General features: G+C 51.3%; 15 protein-coding genes. 5 read left to right on the forward strand and 10 right to left on the reverse strand.

The window, feature by feature from the left end; genetic code table 11:
* Window positions 1-100: 100 nt before the first annotated feature.
* The 4 genes from mscS to epd all read right to left on the reverse strand — a co-directional run bounded on the left by mscS (window position 101) and on the right by epd (window position 4,678).
* Window positions 101-961: a small-conductance mechanosensitive channel MscS gene (gene mscS, locus FEM44_RS04495; RefSeq protein WP_135521096.1), complete on the reverse strand. Its 861-nt coding sequence runs from the start codon at window positions 959-961 to the stop codon at window positions 101-103.
* Between the two features lie 190 nt (window positions 962-1,151).
* Window positions 1,152-2,231, reverse strand: a complete 1,080-nt coding sequence (fbaA, locus tag FEM44_RS04500) for a class II fructose-bisphosphate aldolase (RefSeq protein WP_000034372.1) — start codon at window positions 2,229-2,231, stop codon at window positions 1,152-1,154.
* A gap of 214 nt (window positions 2,232-2,445) precedes the next feature.
* On the reverse strand, window positions 2,446-3,609 hold the full coding sequence (pgk, locus tag FEM44_RS04505) for a phosphoglycerate kinase (RefSeq protein ID WP_000111269.1): 1,164 nt from the start codon (window positions 3,607-3,609) through the stop codon (window positions 2,446-2,448).
* A gap of 49 nt (window positions 3,610-3,658) precedes the next feature.
* On the reverse strand, window positions 3,659-4,678 hold the full coding sequence (gene epd, locus FEM44_RS04510; RefSeq protein ID WP_096121752.1) for an erythrose-4-phosphate dehydrogenase: 1,020 nt from the start codon (window positions 4,676-4,678) through the stop codon (window positions 3,659-3,661).
* A 371-nt stretch (window positions 4,679-5,049) separates the two neighbouring features.
* Between epd and FEM44_RS04515 the strand changes: the two genes are divergently transcribed.
* From FEM44_RS04515 to FEM44_RS04535, 5 genes are read left to right on the forward strand one after another with little or no spacing between them, the layout of a single operon-like run.
* A complete protein-coding gene (locus FEM44_RS04515) occupies window positions 5,050-5,481 on the forward strand; it encodes a PPC domain-containing DNA-binding protein (RefSeq protein ID WP_135521095.1) in 432 nt (143 codons plus the stop codon).
* A 22-nt stretch (window positions 5,482-5,503) separates the two neighbouring features.
* Complete coding sequence (locus tag FEM44_RS04520) at window positions 5,504-6,082, forward strand: ECF transporter S component (RefSeq protein WP_135521093.1); 579 nt, start codon at window positions 5,504-5,506, stop codon at window positions 6,080-6,082.
* Complete coding sequence (locus tag FEM44_RS04525) at window positions 6,083-6,790, forward strand: energy-coupling factor transporter transmembrane component T (RefSeq protein WP_135521092.1); 708 nt, start codon at window positions 6,083-6,085, stop codon at window positions 6,788-6,790.
* Window positions 6,778-7,455 (forward strand): ABC transporter ATP-binding protein, encoded by a 678-nt coding sequence (locus FEM44_RS04530; protein ID WP_135521090.1) that lies wholly within the window; start codon window positions 6,778-6,780, stop codon window positions 7,453-7,455. The genes FEM44_RS04525 and FEM44_RS04530 overlap by 13 nt, the downstream gene beginning before the upstream one ends.
* Window positions 7,449-8,126: an ABC transporter ATP-binding protein gene (locus FEM44_RS04535; protein ID WP_135521088.1), complete on the forward strand. Its 678-nt coding sequence runs from the start codon at window positions 7,449-7,451 to the stop codon at window positions 8,124-8,126. The genes FEM44_RS04530 and FEM44_RS04535 overlap by 7 nt, the downstream gene beginning before the upstream one ends.
* On the opposite strand, the gene FEM44_RS04540 is transcribed toward FEM44_RS04535, so the two are convergent.
* Genes FEM44_RS04540 through cmtB form a run of 6 tightly spaced genes read right to left on the reverse strand, consistent with a single transcriptional unit; the run spans window position 8,098 to window position 13,452 of the window.
* The gene (locus FEM44_RS04540; protein WP_135521087.1) at window positions 8,098-8,811 is read right to left on the reverse strand and encodes a nucleoside/nucleotide kinase family protein; all 714 of its coding nucleotides are present in this window, start codon (window positions 8,809-8,811) and stop codon (window positions 8,098-8,100) included. The genes FEM44_RS04535 and FEM44_RS04540 overlap by 29 nt on opposite strands.
* Window positions 8,808-9,317, reverse strand: coding sequence for a fumarase E (gene fumE / locus FEM44_RS04545; RefSeq protein WP_135521085.1), 510 nt, complete (start codon window positions 9,315-9,317; stop codon window positions 8,808-8,810). Before fumE ends, FEM44_RS04540 begins: the two co-directional genes overlap by 4 nt.
* 21 nt (window positions 9,318-9,338) lie before the next feature.
* A complete protein-coding gene (gene glpX / locus FEM44_RS04550) occupies window positions 9,339-10,304 on the reverse strand; it encodes a class II fructose-bisphosphatase (RefSeq protein WP_135488799.1) in 966 nt (321 codons plus the stop codon).
* On the reverse strand, window positions 10,301-11,578 hold the full coding sequence (locus FEM44_RS04555; RefSeq protein WP_135521084.1) for a zinc-binding dehydrogenase: 1,278 nt from the start codon (window positions 11,576-11,578) through the stop codon (window positions 10,301-10,303). The genes glpX and FEM44_RS04555 overlap by 4 nt, the downstream gene beginning before the upstream one ends.
* 14 nt (window positions 11,579-11,592) lie before the next feature.
* A complete protein-coding gene (gene cmtA, locus FEM44_RS04560; protein ID WP_130221438.1) occupies window positions 11,593-12,981 on the reverse strand; it encodes a PTS mannitol transporter subunit IICB in 1,389 nt (462 codons plus the stop codon).
* Between the two features lie 27 nt (window positions 12,982-13,008).
* Entirely contained in the window at window positions 13,009-13,452 is a 444-nt protein-coding gene (cmtB, locus tag FEM44_RS04565) for a PTS mannitol transporter subunit IIA (RefSeq protein WP_135521082.1), read from the reverse strand.
* Window positions 13,453-13,522 lie beyond the last annotated feature (70 nt).

Here is a 13,522-nt window from a genome sequence, read left to right on the forward strand (position 1 = left end):
ATTGCATAGATTACGTAGGCCTGATAAGCGTAGCGCATCAGGCAATTTTGCGTTTGTCATCACTCTCAGGCCAGATAAAATTATCTGGCCTCAGCGTTGATTATGCAGCTTTATCCTCTTTCACCCGCTTAAAGTTCACATCCATTTGCGGATACGGGAAGCTGATACCAGCAGCATCAAATTCACGTTTAATACGTTCCAGCACATCCCAGTACACGTTTTGCAGATCGCCACTGTTGCTCCAGGCACGAACGACGAAATTAATCGACGATGCGCCAAGTTCGTTCAGGCGTACGGTAATTTCACGATCTTTTAAAATACGATCTTCGGACTGAATAATATCGGTCAAAATCTGCTTAACCTGATCGATATCAGAATCATACGCTACGCCAATAATAAATTCGTTACGGCGCGCCGGCTCACGAGAGAAGTTAATAATATTACCGGCAATAATTTTACCGTTCGGAATAACAATTATTTTACCGTCTGCGGTACGCATGGTGGTGGAGAAAATCTGCACACTCTGCACAGTACCAGCAACGCCGCCGAGGTCAACATATTCTCCTGCACGGAACGGGCGGAACATAACCAGCAAAACGCCAGCAGCCAGGTTAGATAGTGAACCCTGCAAGGCCAGACCTACAGCTAAACCTGCGGCACCGAGTACGGCAATAACCGATGCGGTTTGTACGCCCACGCGGCCCAGTGCTGCAATTAACGTAAAGGCGATAATTGCGTAACGGATTAATGCAGAAAGAAAATCAGCAACGGTGGCATCTATGTTACGGGAGATCATCAGGCGATTCACCGCGTTGGAAATCATCCGCGCGATAATCAAACCAACGATGATGATCGCGAGTGCCGCCACGATGTTTACAGCATAACTCAGCAACAGCGCCTGGTTATTTACCAACCAGGATCCTGCGCCGTTTATGCTATCGACAACTTTCAAATCTTCCATTCAATATTCCTTTTCAACTGACTTAAATTGGAGAAACATACTCCGCCGCCTTACGACGGGCAGTCTGACAAGGGTAAACAATAAAGCATAATTTTGCCAAATAGATCACAGATTTCTTAAGTACATCACCTTGCTTTTGGCGAAAAAAAGACCCGCAGAGCGGGCCTTGAGATAAGCAGAAAGGAATATCTTACAGAACGTCGATCGCGTTCAGTTCCTGGAATGCTTTTTCCAGACGAGCGATCATCGAAGTCTGACCGGCACGCAGCCATACGCGCGGATCGTAGTATTTCTTGTTCGGCTGATCTTCGCCTTTCGGGTTGCCCAGCTGGCCCTGCAGGTAAGCTTCGTTCGCTTTGTAGTAGTTCAGAACACCTTCCCAGGTCGCCCATTGGGTGTCGGTATCGATGTTCATTTTAACTACACCGTAGCTTACGGAGTCTTTGATTTCCTGAGCAGTAGAACCGGAACCGCCGTGGAATACGAAGTTCAGGCTGTTGTGCGGCAGGTTGTGTTTCTTAGAAACATATTCCTGAGAGTCGCGCAGGATGGTCGGAGTCAGAACAACGTTACCCGGCTTGTAAACACCGTGTACGTTACCAAAGGACGCAGCGATGGTGAAACGCGGGCTGATTTTGCTCAGCTCGGTGTATGCGTAATCAACGTCTTCCGGCTGGGTGTACAGTGCAGAAGCGTCCATGTGGCTGTTGTCCACGCCGTCTTCTTCACCACCGGTGCAACCCAGTTCGATTTCCAGAGTCATGCCGATTTTGGACATGCGCTCCAGGTATTTAGAGCAGATTTCGATGTTCTCTTGCAGAGATTCTTCAGACAGGTCGATCATGTGAGAAGAGAACAGCGGCTTACCGGTAGCAGCGAAGTGTTTTTCACCCGCGTCCAGCAGACCGTCGATCCACGGCAGCAGTTTCTTCGCGCAGTGGTCGGTATGCAGGATAACCGGAACACCATAGTGTTCAGCCATCTGGTGAACGTGATGCGCACCAGAGATCGCCCCCAGGATAGCAGCGCCCTGCGGAACGTCAGATTTCACGCCTTTACCAGCGATAAAGGAAGCACCACCGTTGGAGAACTGAACGATAACCGGCGCTTTAACTTTAGCAGCGGTTTCCAGTACGGCGTTAATGGAGTCAGTACCGACGCAGTTTACTGCTGGCAGTGCGAAGTTGTTTTCTTTTGCTACCTGGAAAACTTTCTGTACGTCATCACCAGTGATTACGCCAGGTTTTACGAAATCAAAAATCTTAGACATGTCTCTTGTCCTGTATCGTCGGGCCCTATACTCGTCATATTTCAAGTTGCATGTGCTGCGTCTGCGTTCGCTCACCCCAGTCACTTACTTATGTAAGCTCCTGGGGATTCACTCTCTTGTCGCCTTCCTGCAACTCGAATTATTTAGAGTATGAAAAAGTGCGTGCTCTAAAAGCGCGCTGCAACAAGGGCAGGTTTCCCTGCCCTGTGATTTTTTACTTCTTAGCGCGCTCTTCGAGCATCGCTACTGCAGGCAGTACTTTACCTTCCACGAATTCGAGGAATGCGCCGCCGCCAGTGGAGATGTAGGAGATTTTGTCAGCAATGCCGAACAGGTCGATTGCTGCCAGAGTGTCGCCGCCGCCAGCGATGGAGAACGCTTCGCTGTCTGCGATAGCGTTAGCCACGATTTCAGTACCTTTGCGGAAGTTCGGGAATTCGAACACGCCAACCGGACCGTTCCACAGAATGGTTTTCGCATTCTTCAGGATTTCAGCCAGTTCCTGAGCGGAAGCATCACCGATATCCAGGATCTGCTCGTCAGCTTTCACGTCGTTAACAGATTTCAGAGTAGCCGGAGCGGTTTCAGAGAACTCAGTCGCTACGCGAACATCAGACGGAACCGGGATGTTGCAGGTGGTCAGCAGACGTTTTGCTTCGTCAACCAGGTCAGCTTCGTACAGGGATTTACCCACATCGTGGCCTTGTGCCGCGATAAAGGTGTTAGCGATACCACCACCAACGATCAGCTGGTCAGCGATTTTAGACAGGGAGTCCAGAACGGTCAGTTTGGTAGATACTTTAGAACCACCAACGATAGCCACCATCGGGCGAGCAGGTTCTTTCAGTGCTTTACCCAGCGCGTCCAGTTCAGCTGCCAGCAGCGGGCCTGCGCACGCAACATCAGCGAATTTACCGATACCGTGAGTAGAAGCTTGCGCGCGGTGAGCAGTACCGAATGCGTCCATTACGAACACGTCACACAGTGCAGCGTATTTTTTGGACAGGGTTTCGTCGTCTTTCTTCTCGCCTTTGTTGAAGCGAACGTTTTCCAGAACAACCAGTTCACCTTCAGCAACGTCAACGCCGTCGAGGTAATCTTTAACCAGACGAACCGGGTTAGACAGTTTGTCTTTCAGGTAGTTAACAACCGGCAGCAGAGAGAATTCTTCGTTGTACTCGCCTTCGGTAGGACGACCCAGGTGGGAAGTTACCATCACTTTCGCGCCTTGTTTCAGGGCCAGTTCGATGGTCGGCAGAGAAGCACGGATACGCGCGTCGCTGGTTACTTTCCCGTCTTTTACTGGTACGTTCAGATCCGCACGGATAAATACACGTTTCCCAGCAAGATCCAGATCGGTCATCTTAATTACAGACATGGTGAATCCTCTCGTTGATTCTAAAAGTTTTGCAGACGCTGCTTGCGTCTTACCTGAAAGCAACAGTAGCCATAGCTAACGTCGTGTCGAGCATTCGGTTAGCAAAGCCCCATTCGTTATCGCACCAGACCAACGTTTTGATCAGGTGTGCGCCACTGACCCGAGTTTGGGTGCCATCGACAATGGCACTGTGCGGATCGTGGTTAAAATCTACAGAGACCAACGGTAATTCCGTATAGTCAACTATACCATGAAATGCACCTTGTGCTGCTTTTTGCAGCAACAGGTTGACTTCATTGGCTTTTACTGGTTTCTTCACCGTCACGCTTAAATCGATTGCCGTCACATTTATGGTTGGCACACGTACCGCAATCGCTTCAAAGCGATCGTTAAATTGCGGAAAAAATCGTGTGATACCCGCGGCCAGTTTGGTATCGACCGGAATAATCGACTGACTGGCTGCCCGGGTGCGGCGCAGGTCAGGATGGTACGCATCAATAACCTGTTGATCGTGCATGGCGGAGTGAATTGTGGTCACAGTGCCGGACTCAATACCGTACGCATCATCCAACAATTTGATGACAGGAATTATGCAATTCGTGGTACAGGAAGCGTTAGAAACGATGCGGTGTTCTGCACGAAGTTGATCCTGATTGACGCCGTAAACAACGGTCGCGTCGAGATCGTTACTGCCAGGATGTGAAAAGAGCACTTTTTTGGCCCCGGCGGCAATGTGCGCTTCGCCATGCTCGCGGGTGCCATATACGCCGGTGCAGTCGAGAACCACATCAACGCCTAGTTCACGCCAGGGAAGCGATTGCAGTGAACGTTCATGCAATACGCGAATGGCATCATCACCAACAAAAAGTTGATCACGTTCCTCACGGACTTCCCATGCAAAACGGCCATGACTGGTGTCATATTTCAACAAATGCGCCATGCCCGCAGCATCCGCCAGTTCGTTGATTGCCACCACGGTAATTTCCGCACGGCGTCCTGATTCATACAAAGCACGAACCACATTACGCCCGATGCGACCGAAGCCATTTATCGCTACGCGTACGGTCATAGATCTCCTGCAAGGCTTTCCCTGAGCAAATTTGCCAGACAGAGTAATCCAGCAAATCGTTCGGGGAAACCTTACCTGTCGCAAACTGCGACTGATTGGTTAATTGTCGAACATTTAATCGACTGAAACGCTTCAGCTAGGATAAGCGAAACATGGAATAAAAGGAATGATTGTCCAGTCAAAGAAGACAATTATCTGACTTGCGTCACGTTTTCCGGCCTGATGCGTTGGAATTTATTCCACTTTGCAGAATCACGAATAAGCGTAGCAAAATCTTTTCGTTGTGCCGTCACAAACCCTGACTTATATCAGAATATGACTGATGCAGCGTCGATATTATCCGCAATACGTCCGAGTTTCGGAGTACTCCAATGATAACATTGCCCTACCCTTATTCTTCCTCCGCACGCTTTTACGCGCTGCGCCTGCTCCCCGGGCAGGAAGTTCTCTCCCAATTACGCGCCTTCGCGCAGCAACAACAACTCCACGCCGCGTGGATTGCAGGTTGTACCGGCAGTCTGACTGACGTTGCCTTACGCTATGCCGGGCAAGAAAACACGGCCCTACTAAGCGGTAAGTTCGAAGTGATCGCACTGAACGGCACGCTGGAACACACTGGCGAGCATCTTCATCTCTGCGTTTCTGACCCACGCGGCGCGATGCTTGGCGGCCACATGATGCCTGGCTGTACCGTACGCACCACGCTTGAACTGGTGATCGGCAGCCTTGAGGAACTGGCTTTTAGCCGCCAACCTTGCGCGCTTTCTGGTTACGACGAGTTGCATATTTCCCCCGTTAAATAACTATTTTCAGAGAGGTTTTCTTATGGCGCGTCGCCACTTTTCCAGTCAGGCACTGGTGTTGATCGTTATCTCTATCGCCATCAATATGATCGGCGGGCAACTGGCCAGCATGGTTAAATTACCTATTTTCCTCGACTCAATCGGTACGCTCATTAGCGCGGTACTACTTGGCCCGGTTATTGGCATGTTGACCGGCTTACTGACCAATTTACTTTGGGGATTGCTAACCGACCCGATCGCCGCTGCATTTGCTCCCGTGGCAATGGTTATTGGTCTGGTCGCAGGTTGGCTGGCGCGGGCGGGTTGGTTTCGCACTCTGCCGAAAGTCATTGTCAGCGGCGTGATTATTACCCTGGCGGTCACAGTCGTCGCTGTGCCGCTACGTACTGCGCTGTTCGGCGGCGTGACAGGAAGCGGGGCCGATTTGTTCGTTGCCTGGATGCACTCAATGGGGCAAAACCTGGTGGAGTCGGTGGCGATAACGGTAATGGGCGCGAACCTGGTCGACAAAATTCTCACGGCGGTGATTGTCTGGCTTTTGCTCCGACAGTTGCCGATTCGCACCACGCGGCATTTCCCGGCAATGGCAGCCGTGCGCTAAATGCATCCGTTTACATCCTTAACGCTGTGGGCGCTGGCGGCCTGCACCACGCTTATCCTGCCCACACAGACAATATTGCCAGTCTATAGCGCGGCGACCTTTCTCTGCCTTGTCGCGTTAAAGGCCACGCGACGGCGGGCAAAATATGTCTCCTGGCTGATGTTCTCGCTGGGGGCCGGGCTGTGGCTGGTGCACGGCGGCTGGCTGACAGAATGGCTTAGCGGCACGCCGCGTTCGCCGGAGCGTTGGACGTATGCCATTACGCTCTGGTTGAGGATTCTGGCTATCGTTTCAACCTCACAGTTGTGGATGCAATTCGTCCCCGTGCAACGTTTTATCCGCGCTCTGTTTGCTTCTCGCCTGCCGCCGGGCGTCGCTTATCTGTTCGCTGGGCCGTTATTGGTCGTCGAGCAATTAAAACGGCAATTAGCGATTATTCATGAAGCACAGCGTGCGCGCGGCGTGCCGCTGGATGAGAGCTGGTATCAGCGTTTACGTGCGATGCCCGCGTTAATTATTCCGCTAACACACAATGCGCTTAACGATCTAGCTGTCCGTGGTGCGGCGCTGGATATGCGGGCATTTCGGATCCACAACCGGCGCACTACGTTATGGGCACCACCTGACAGTAACCTGGAAAAAGTGGCGCGTTACACCATGATATTGCTAATGCTGGCAGAATTCGGAGTGTGGCTATGGTTACGTTAGAACAGTTTCGCTATTGCCCGACACACTCAACAAATCCTCCGTTCTGTTATGACTTTCACTATGCCAAACCGGGGATGGTCGCCATCTTTGGTGATAACGGCAGTGGCAAAAGTACGCTGGCGCAACTGATGGCGGGCTGGTATCCGGACTTTCTGCCAGGAGAGGTTGCTGGCACGGGGACGCTTCTCGGTACGCCCATTGGACAGATCCCGCTCAATGAGCAATCCGCCACTACCCAGCTCGTCCAGCAATCGCCCTATTTGCAACTCTCCGGTTGTACCTTTAGCGTGGAGGAAGAAGTTGCCTTTGGGCCAGAAAATCTGTGTCTTGCTGAAGCAGAGATTATGGCGCGGATTGATGCCGCCCTGACTCTGACCGAGTGCCAGCCGTTGCGCCATCGCCACCCGGCAACGCTCTCCGGCGGAGAGACTCAGCGCGTGGTCATCGCCTGCGCCATCGCGATGCAGCCAAAACTATTAATTCTTGATGAAGCCTTTAGCCGCCTGACGCCGCAGGCCAGCAAAATGCTGTTGCAGCGCTTACAACACTGGGCGCTTGAACGTGGTTCGCTGATTATTCTTTTTGAACGTCATCGCACGCCTTTCCTGAACTACTGCCAGCAGGCGTGGCACCTGCAAAACGGAGCGATCCAGCCATTATGTTAACGTTAAATCAGGTAACTTATCGCTGGCCAGGCGCGGTAACGGATTGTCTTTGCGACATTTCTCTGCAACTCAAACAAGGTGAATGGTTGGCGCTGACCGGCGACAATGGCGCTGGGAAATCGACGTTGTTGCGGATAATGGCAGGTCTTCTTACGCCCACAGCTGGTACGGTTATGCTGCAACAACAGGCGATGAAAAACCTGAAAAACCGCCAGCGCTCGGCAAACATTGGCGTACTGTTTCAGGAAGCGGAAAACCAGCTTTTTCACAGCACCGTCGCCGACGAGATCGCATTTGGTTTGAAACTGCAAAGATGCCCGGCGGACCAAATCACTCAACGTACCAATGCTGCCCTGCAATGCTGTCAGTTAGCAGATGTTGCCAGTGCGCATCCGTTAGATCTGCATAGTGCGCAGCGACGGATGGTCGCCGTCGCCTGCCTGGAAGCACTCTCTCCGCCACTATTGCTACTGGACGAGCCGAGTCGGGATTTTGACGAAAATTGGTTGAGCGTGTTTGAAAGCTGGCTGGAAAAGTGCCGCCAGCGAGGCACGAGCGTCGTAGCAATCAGTCATGACGCCGCATTTACCCGGCGTCATTTCTCTCGTGTGGTGCGACTGGAAGATGGTGTAATCAGGAACGTTAATCCACCAGACGATATTCACCCGTAGCGGTCATCATTAAGATCAAATTTGCCGGCAGACTCTCTTCAAGCACCCGGCGAACATTCGGCCCGTCGGTACGGTCATAAAAAGCTTCTGCGTCTGCCAGCGATAACCCTCCCGCCAGCTTGCGCCCCACCAGCCGTTCCCGCAACGCAGTAGCTGGCGCGTTGATAAAGATCGAGAAATCACAAAATTGCGCAAGCTGGCACCACTTCTCGTCGTCCAGCAACAACCAGTTTCCTTCGACGATGACGAGAGGTGCGGTAACGTGCAACGCATCTTCAACAGGATCATGCTTTTGTCGATCGTACTGCGGCCACGTACAATCCCCTTCCACTACCTGGCGCAGATTTTCCGCCAGTTTCGCAACGTCGAATGTCTCTGGTGCGCCTTTGAAGGGGCGCAATTGATGCGCATCCAGCCAGCTATTGTAATGGTGAAAACCATCCATCGGGAGCGTCTGGATAGCGGGTAATTCAGGGTCTTGTTGCGCGAGATATTCCCAGAAGGTAGTTAATGTAGATTTACCCGTCCCCGGCGGAGCGCAAAGAAAAACCACCGTACGTCGCTGCGGATTTACCGCCTGTAAGGCCGCCAGCATACGCAGTAGCGGTTTATGAACATTCTCAATTTCATCATCAGAGTACTGCGCCTGTACCTTTAGTCCATTCACCGTCAGTTCGATTTTCACGGCGTTAATTCCTTTAAAGTTGTCGTTACTGCCAGCGTCAGCGCCGTTTTGACCATCCCGCTAAAACGCGCCTCTGACCAGATGGCGAAATCGGCGAACTTCATCGCTTTTAACGCATCGTAGAGCGTCGCATTGCGAGTTATACTGTTGACATTGCTGATAAAATCCCAGGTTATATCATCGGTAAATCCGGGCGTTTCATCCTGTTCGTTCAGGTAATGCCAGTACTGGGAAAAGTGCGTGATATCGGCATACAGCCATTTATCCATTTTCCCCAGCGCATAAATCAAACGCAGCGCAACATCAATATCGTCAAGCGGGCCGCTTTGGGCGAGTAACGGCTTCACTGCATATTCGACGATCTCTTCATCGTTATCGACAAACAGCGACGGCAGAAACTGGCGTATCCCCTGGAGCAAAATAGAATGCGCAGTTTTCATAAATGAAAATAAATTGTCCTGTGCATCCAGTTGCTCAAGCACATCATCTTCTGTCAGCGTCGCCATTCGTCTTCCGATAGATCACCATCAATGCAGGGAGTCTATTATATTACACGTTTGGTCCGCGCCGCCGATCAGTAATGTCTGCGTCCGCACCCCATTCGCCGTCTGTTGGATACCGTTCACCAACTCGCCGCCCGTCACGCCCGTAGCGCTAAAGAGGATATCGTTCCCCCTCACCAGTTCATCGAGCGAGTACACACGGTTGACTTCAACACCCATCTCCTTACAACGCTTACGCTCCTGTTCTGCGATTTGCCGATTTTCGGTGTAGTCACCTTTGGCCTGGCAAAAATCGATTAATTCCGCCTGCATATCCCCCCCCAACGCTTTAACAGCACAGGCAGAAATAACGCCTTCCGGTGCGCCACCGATGGTGTACATCACATCGTAAGGATTATCCTGCCAGCAGGTCAGCACGCTGGCGGCGACATCGCCATCCGGCAGGGCAAAAACCTTCACGCCCAGCTGTGTTGCTTCTTCAATCGCGGCACTCAGGCGCGGTTTATCCAGCGTAACCATGCGCAGCTTGTCCAGCGGTTTACCTAACGCCCGCGCCACGTTGCGCAGGTTGTCCGCCAGAGGCAAAGACAGATCAATCGCCCCGGCAGCCAGTCGATTAACAACCAGCTTTTTCATATACATATCGGGCGCATGTAACAGGCTATCTCGAGGGGCGAAAGCCATGACCGCCAGCGCATTGCTCTGCCCCATCGCCACCATCCGCGTGCCTTCAATCGGGTCAACCGCGATATCGACTTCTGGCCCATCGCCTTTGCCCACCTCTTCTCCAATCCACAGCATCGGCGCATGGTCAATTTCTCCTTCGCCGATAACCACTCGCCCACGAAAAGCGACGTCGTTTAATGCCTGGCGCATCGCGGTGACCGCCAGGCCATCAATTTTATTTTTGTCGCCACATCCGGTTTGCGGCCAGGCAGCCAACGCTGCCTGTTCCGTAACGCGAAATAATGGCCACGCCAGGGACATCATTGCGCGGCCTCCCCAATATCAACGCCAAATTGCGCCAGCAGATATTTCTCGGCCTGTTCATTCCAGATGCCGTGCGTTTCCTCAACCAGCCGCGCCAGTTCTTTAAACAGCGGATCGGTTTTCCCTTTTTCGGCAAAATCGGCAATGGCGGTGAGCGGCATGGTCACGCCGTTATAAATGAGTTTTTTACCGCCAGGGATATCCGGCAGATTGAGCACGGTTTCTGGCACCGCATCCAGCCCACCGATATGGGTCACCATAAACGACGGCTGCAACTGCCCCGTGGCGCTAAGGGCAATCGCCTCTTTCATGTCGTCCGTTGAACCGCCGGATGTACCGACGACGTGCGTGCTGTTGTAATGGACGTTGTAGAAATTAAACGGCACTTTGAAGTTTTTATCCGTCGGCCCGGCAAAGAAGTTCAGGCAGCCATCTTCCGCCAGTAATTCGTCAGCCATCTCAACGACAGCAGGCACCGCCGCATAAACAAAAATGTCATCGAACCCGACATCTCCTGTAAGCGCCCGCAGCATCTGGACAGGATCGGCCATCCCTTTGGTATTCACATACACCAGCTCAATGCCTTTGCTGGCCGCCAGCTCCACCGGCAGCAGCTTCTGCACCTGCGCCAGTCGTTTTTCGTCGATATCGACCACCACCACCCGCGACGGTTGTATGCCGCCGTTAATGGCGTAATCAATAGCGCCAATGCCCATCGGACCTGCACACGCCAGCAGTGCAATATTGCCGCCAGGTTTGACGCCCATGCGATGCTCATAAACATATTGCGTGGTGTGATAATTGGCATGATAAGCGCCAATAATGCAGCACATAGGCTCTGCCAGCGACGCCGCAGCAAAATAAGAGCCGTGATACGGTAATACGCAGCCCAGATTAATGGCTACCTCTGGAATAATCATATAAGTGGCGTTACCGCCAAAATATTCGTAGCTGTAGCCCGCTGAATATCCGCTTGGTAACCCCATCGCCGGTTGCAATACAAAACGCTGACCTTTTTTATATTTGTCGGTGAGATTTTTACCCACTTCGACAATAACCCCAGCACATTCATGCCCGGTAATGACCGGATGATTTTCTAAATCGGCGGGTACGCGTTTATGTTCACTACCGAGTAACGCCGCTTTCCAGGTCGATAAACAGACGCTGTCAGAAATTACACTCACCAAAAGTTCGTTATCAATAATTTCTGGCAATTCAAATTCGCGCAGACGGACATCCCGCTTGCCATAAATAGCAGCAACTTTGGTTTTCATTTTTACCTCTGCAATCAGTTTTTATGTTCGGCGGTTAATTGATTAAATAAAGTGTCGAGTTTTGGATCGCCAATATAGTTATTAATCAATATCAGCGGTTTATCCGTCACACGCTTCACGCGCCCTTCCAGACTGGCATGAGTAACGACGATATCCGCATCCGCAGGCACGTTTTCTATGGCGTAATGTTTTACTTCTATTGCCAGCCCCGCTTTTTCCAGGCGTTTACGGAAGGTGGTTGCGCCCATCGCGCTGGAGCCCATCCCCGCATCGCAAACAAAGGCAATACGCTTAACACGGCTTAACGAGAATGCGCCTTCCTGCTTCATTGCTTTAACCGCATTGGCTGACTCGGTAAATTCATCTTCGCTCTCAGTCTCCACTGTTTTTTCCATCTTCAGTATCAGGGAAGTGATGACAAAGGACACCAGCGTGCCTACCGTAACTCCGGCAATTGTCGCCAGGAACGAGCCTTTTGGCGTCAGCGCCAGGTAAGCAAAGATAGAACCAGGGCTTGGGCCTGCAACCAGACCACCGTCCAGCAAATTAAACATCCAGGTGCCAGACATACCGCCCGCAATCATGGCGATAATGGTCAACGGCTTCATCAGCACATACGGGAAATACAGTTCGTGGATCCCACCGAGGAAGTGAATAATCATCGCACCAGGTGCAGAGCGCTTACTCATCCCTTTACCAAACAGAGTGAATGCCAGCAGCAGTCCTAAGCCAGGCCCAGGGTTGGACGCCACCATAAAGAAGATGGATTTACCGTTAACCGAAGCCTGTTGCATCCCCAACGGGTAATAGACGCCCTGATCGATCGCGTTATTGAGGAAAAGCACTTTCGCCGGTTCATTGATGACAGACAGCAAAGGCAGATAGCCTGCATGTACCAGTGCTTCAATACACTCTTTGACGAAAGTATTGGCAATTAACACCGCCGGGCCGATGACTTCAAAACCCAGCAGACAGAGAATCATCCCAGCGATACCTAATGAGAAGTTATTGATAACCATCTCAAAACCAGCAGGTATGCGTTTTTCCAGTGCTTTATCGACATATTTTATGACCAGCCCACCTAACGGCCCCATGATCATCGAACCAAGGAACATCGGAATTTCAGCACCGACAATAACGCCAATCGTCCCTATTCCGCCCATGACCGCCCCGCGTTTACCGCCGACCAGATGACCACCGGTAGAACCAATCATCACAGGCAATAAATAGGTAATCATCGGGCCGACAATTTTGGCGAAATGTTCATTCGGCAGCCAACCGGTGGGAATAAATAACGCAGTTATAAAGCCCCAGGCAATAAAAGCACCGATATTGGGGATGACCATTGCCGTCAAAAAGCCCCCAAAAGCCTGGACCTTTGCACGAGCAGACTTGTTTTCCATAATATTATCCTGTAGAGGAGAGAGTAATTATCCGCGGCTGATAATGTCCGCTAATTGTTTTTCTGATGATGCTGTTAAGAGTTGTTCGAGTATTTTTTCTTCGCACAGTAATTCACTTAACGCCTGAATAGCGCCAATGTGCGAATCAGCATCGGCAGCCGAAAGCCCGATGAGTAAATTGATCGATTCATCATTTCCCGGAAAATACACTGGTCGTTCGAGTAATGTCAGTGACATCCCGGTTTTAAGCGCCCCACATTCCGGTCGCGCATGAGGCATCGCCACGCCTGGTGCGAGAATATAATAAGGGCCATTGTTGATGGTGGAATCTTTAATAGCCTGAATGTAATTCTCGCTGATATAGTTTTTATCCAGCAATGATGCCATCGAAAAATCGATAGCTTCCTGCCAGTCTTTTGCTGAATGTATAACTGAGATTGATGACTCTGGAAAATAATCAATAAGCCGCATAAATCATCCTTATTTTATTTTTACGGTACCGTCCGGCGGTAAAAATAAAATACGCGTGAGATTTAATGAA

It is taken from the genome of Escherichia sp. E4742 (genome assembly GCF_005843885.1).
Lineage (GTDB): Bacteria > Pseudomonadota > Gammaproteobacteria > Enterobacterales > Enterobacteriaceae > Escherichia.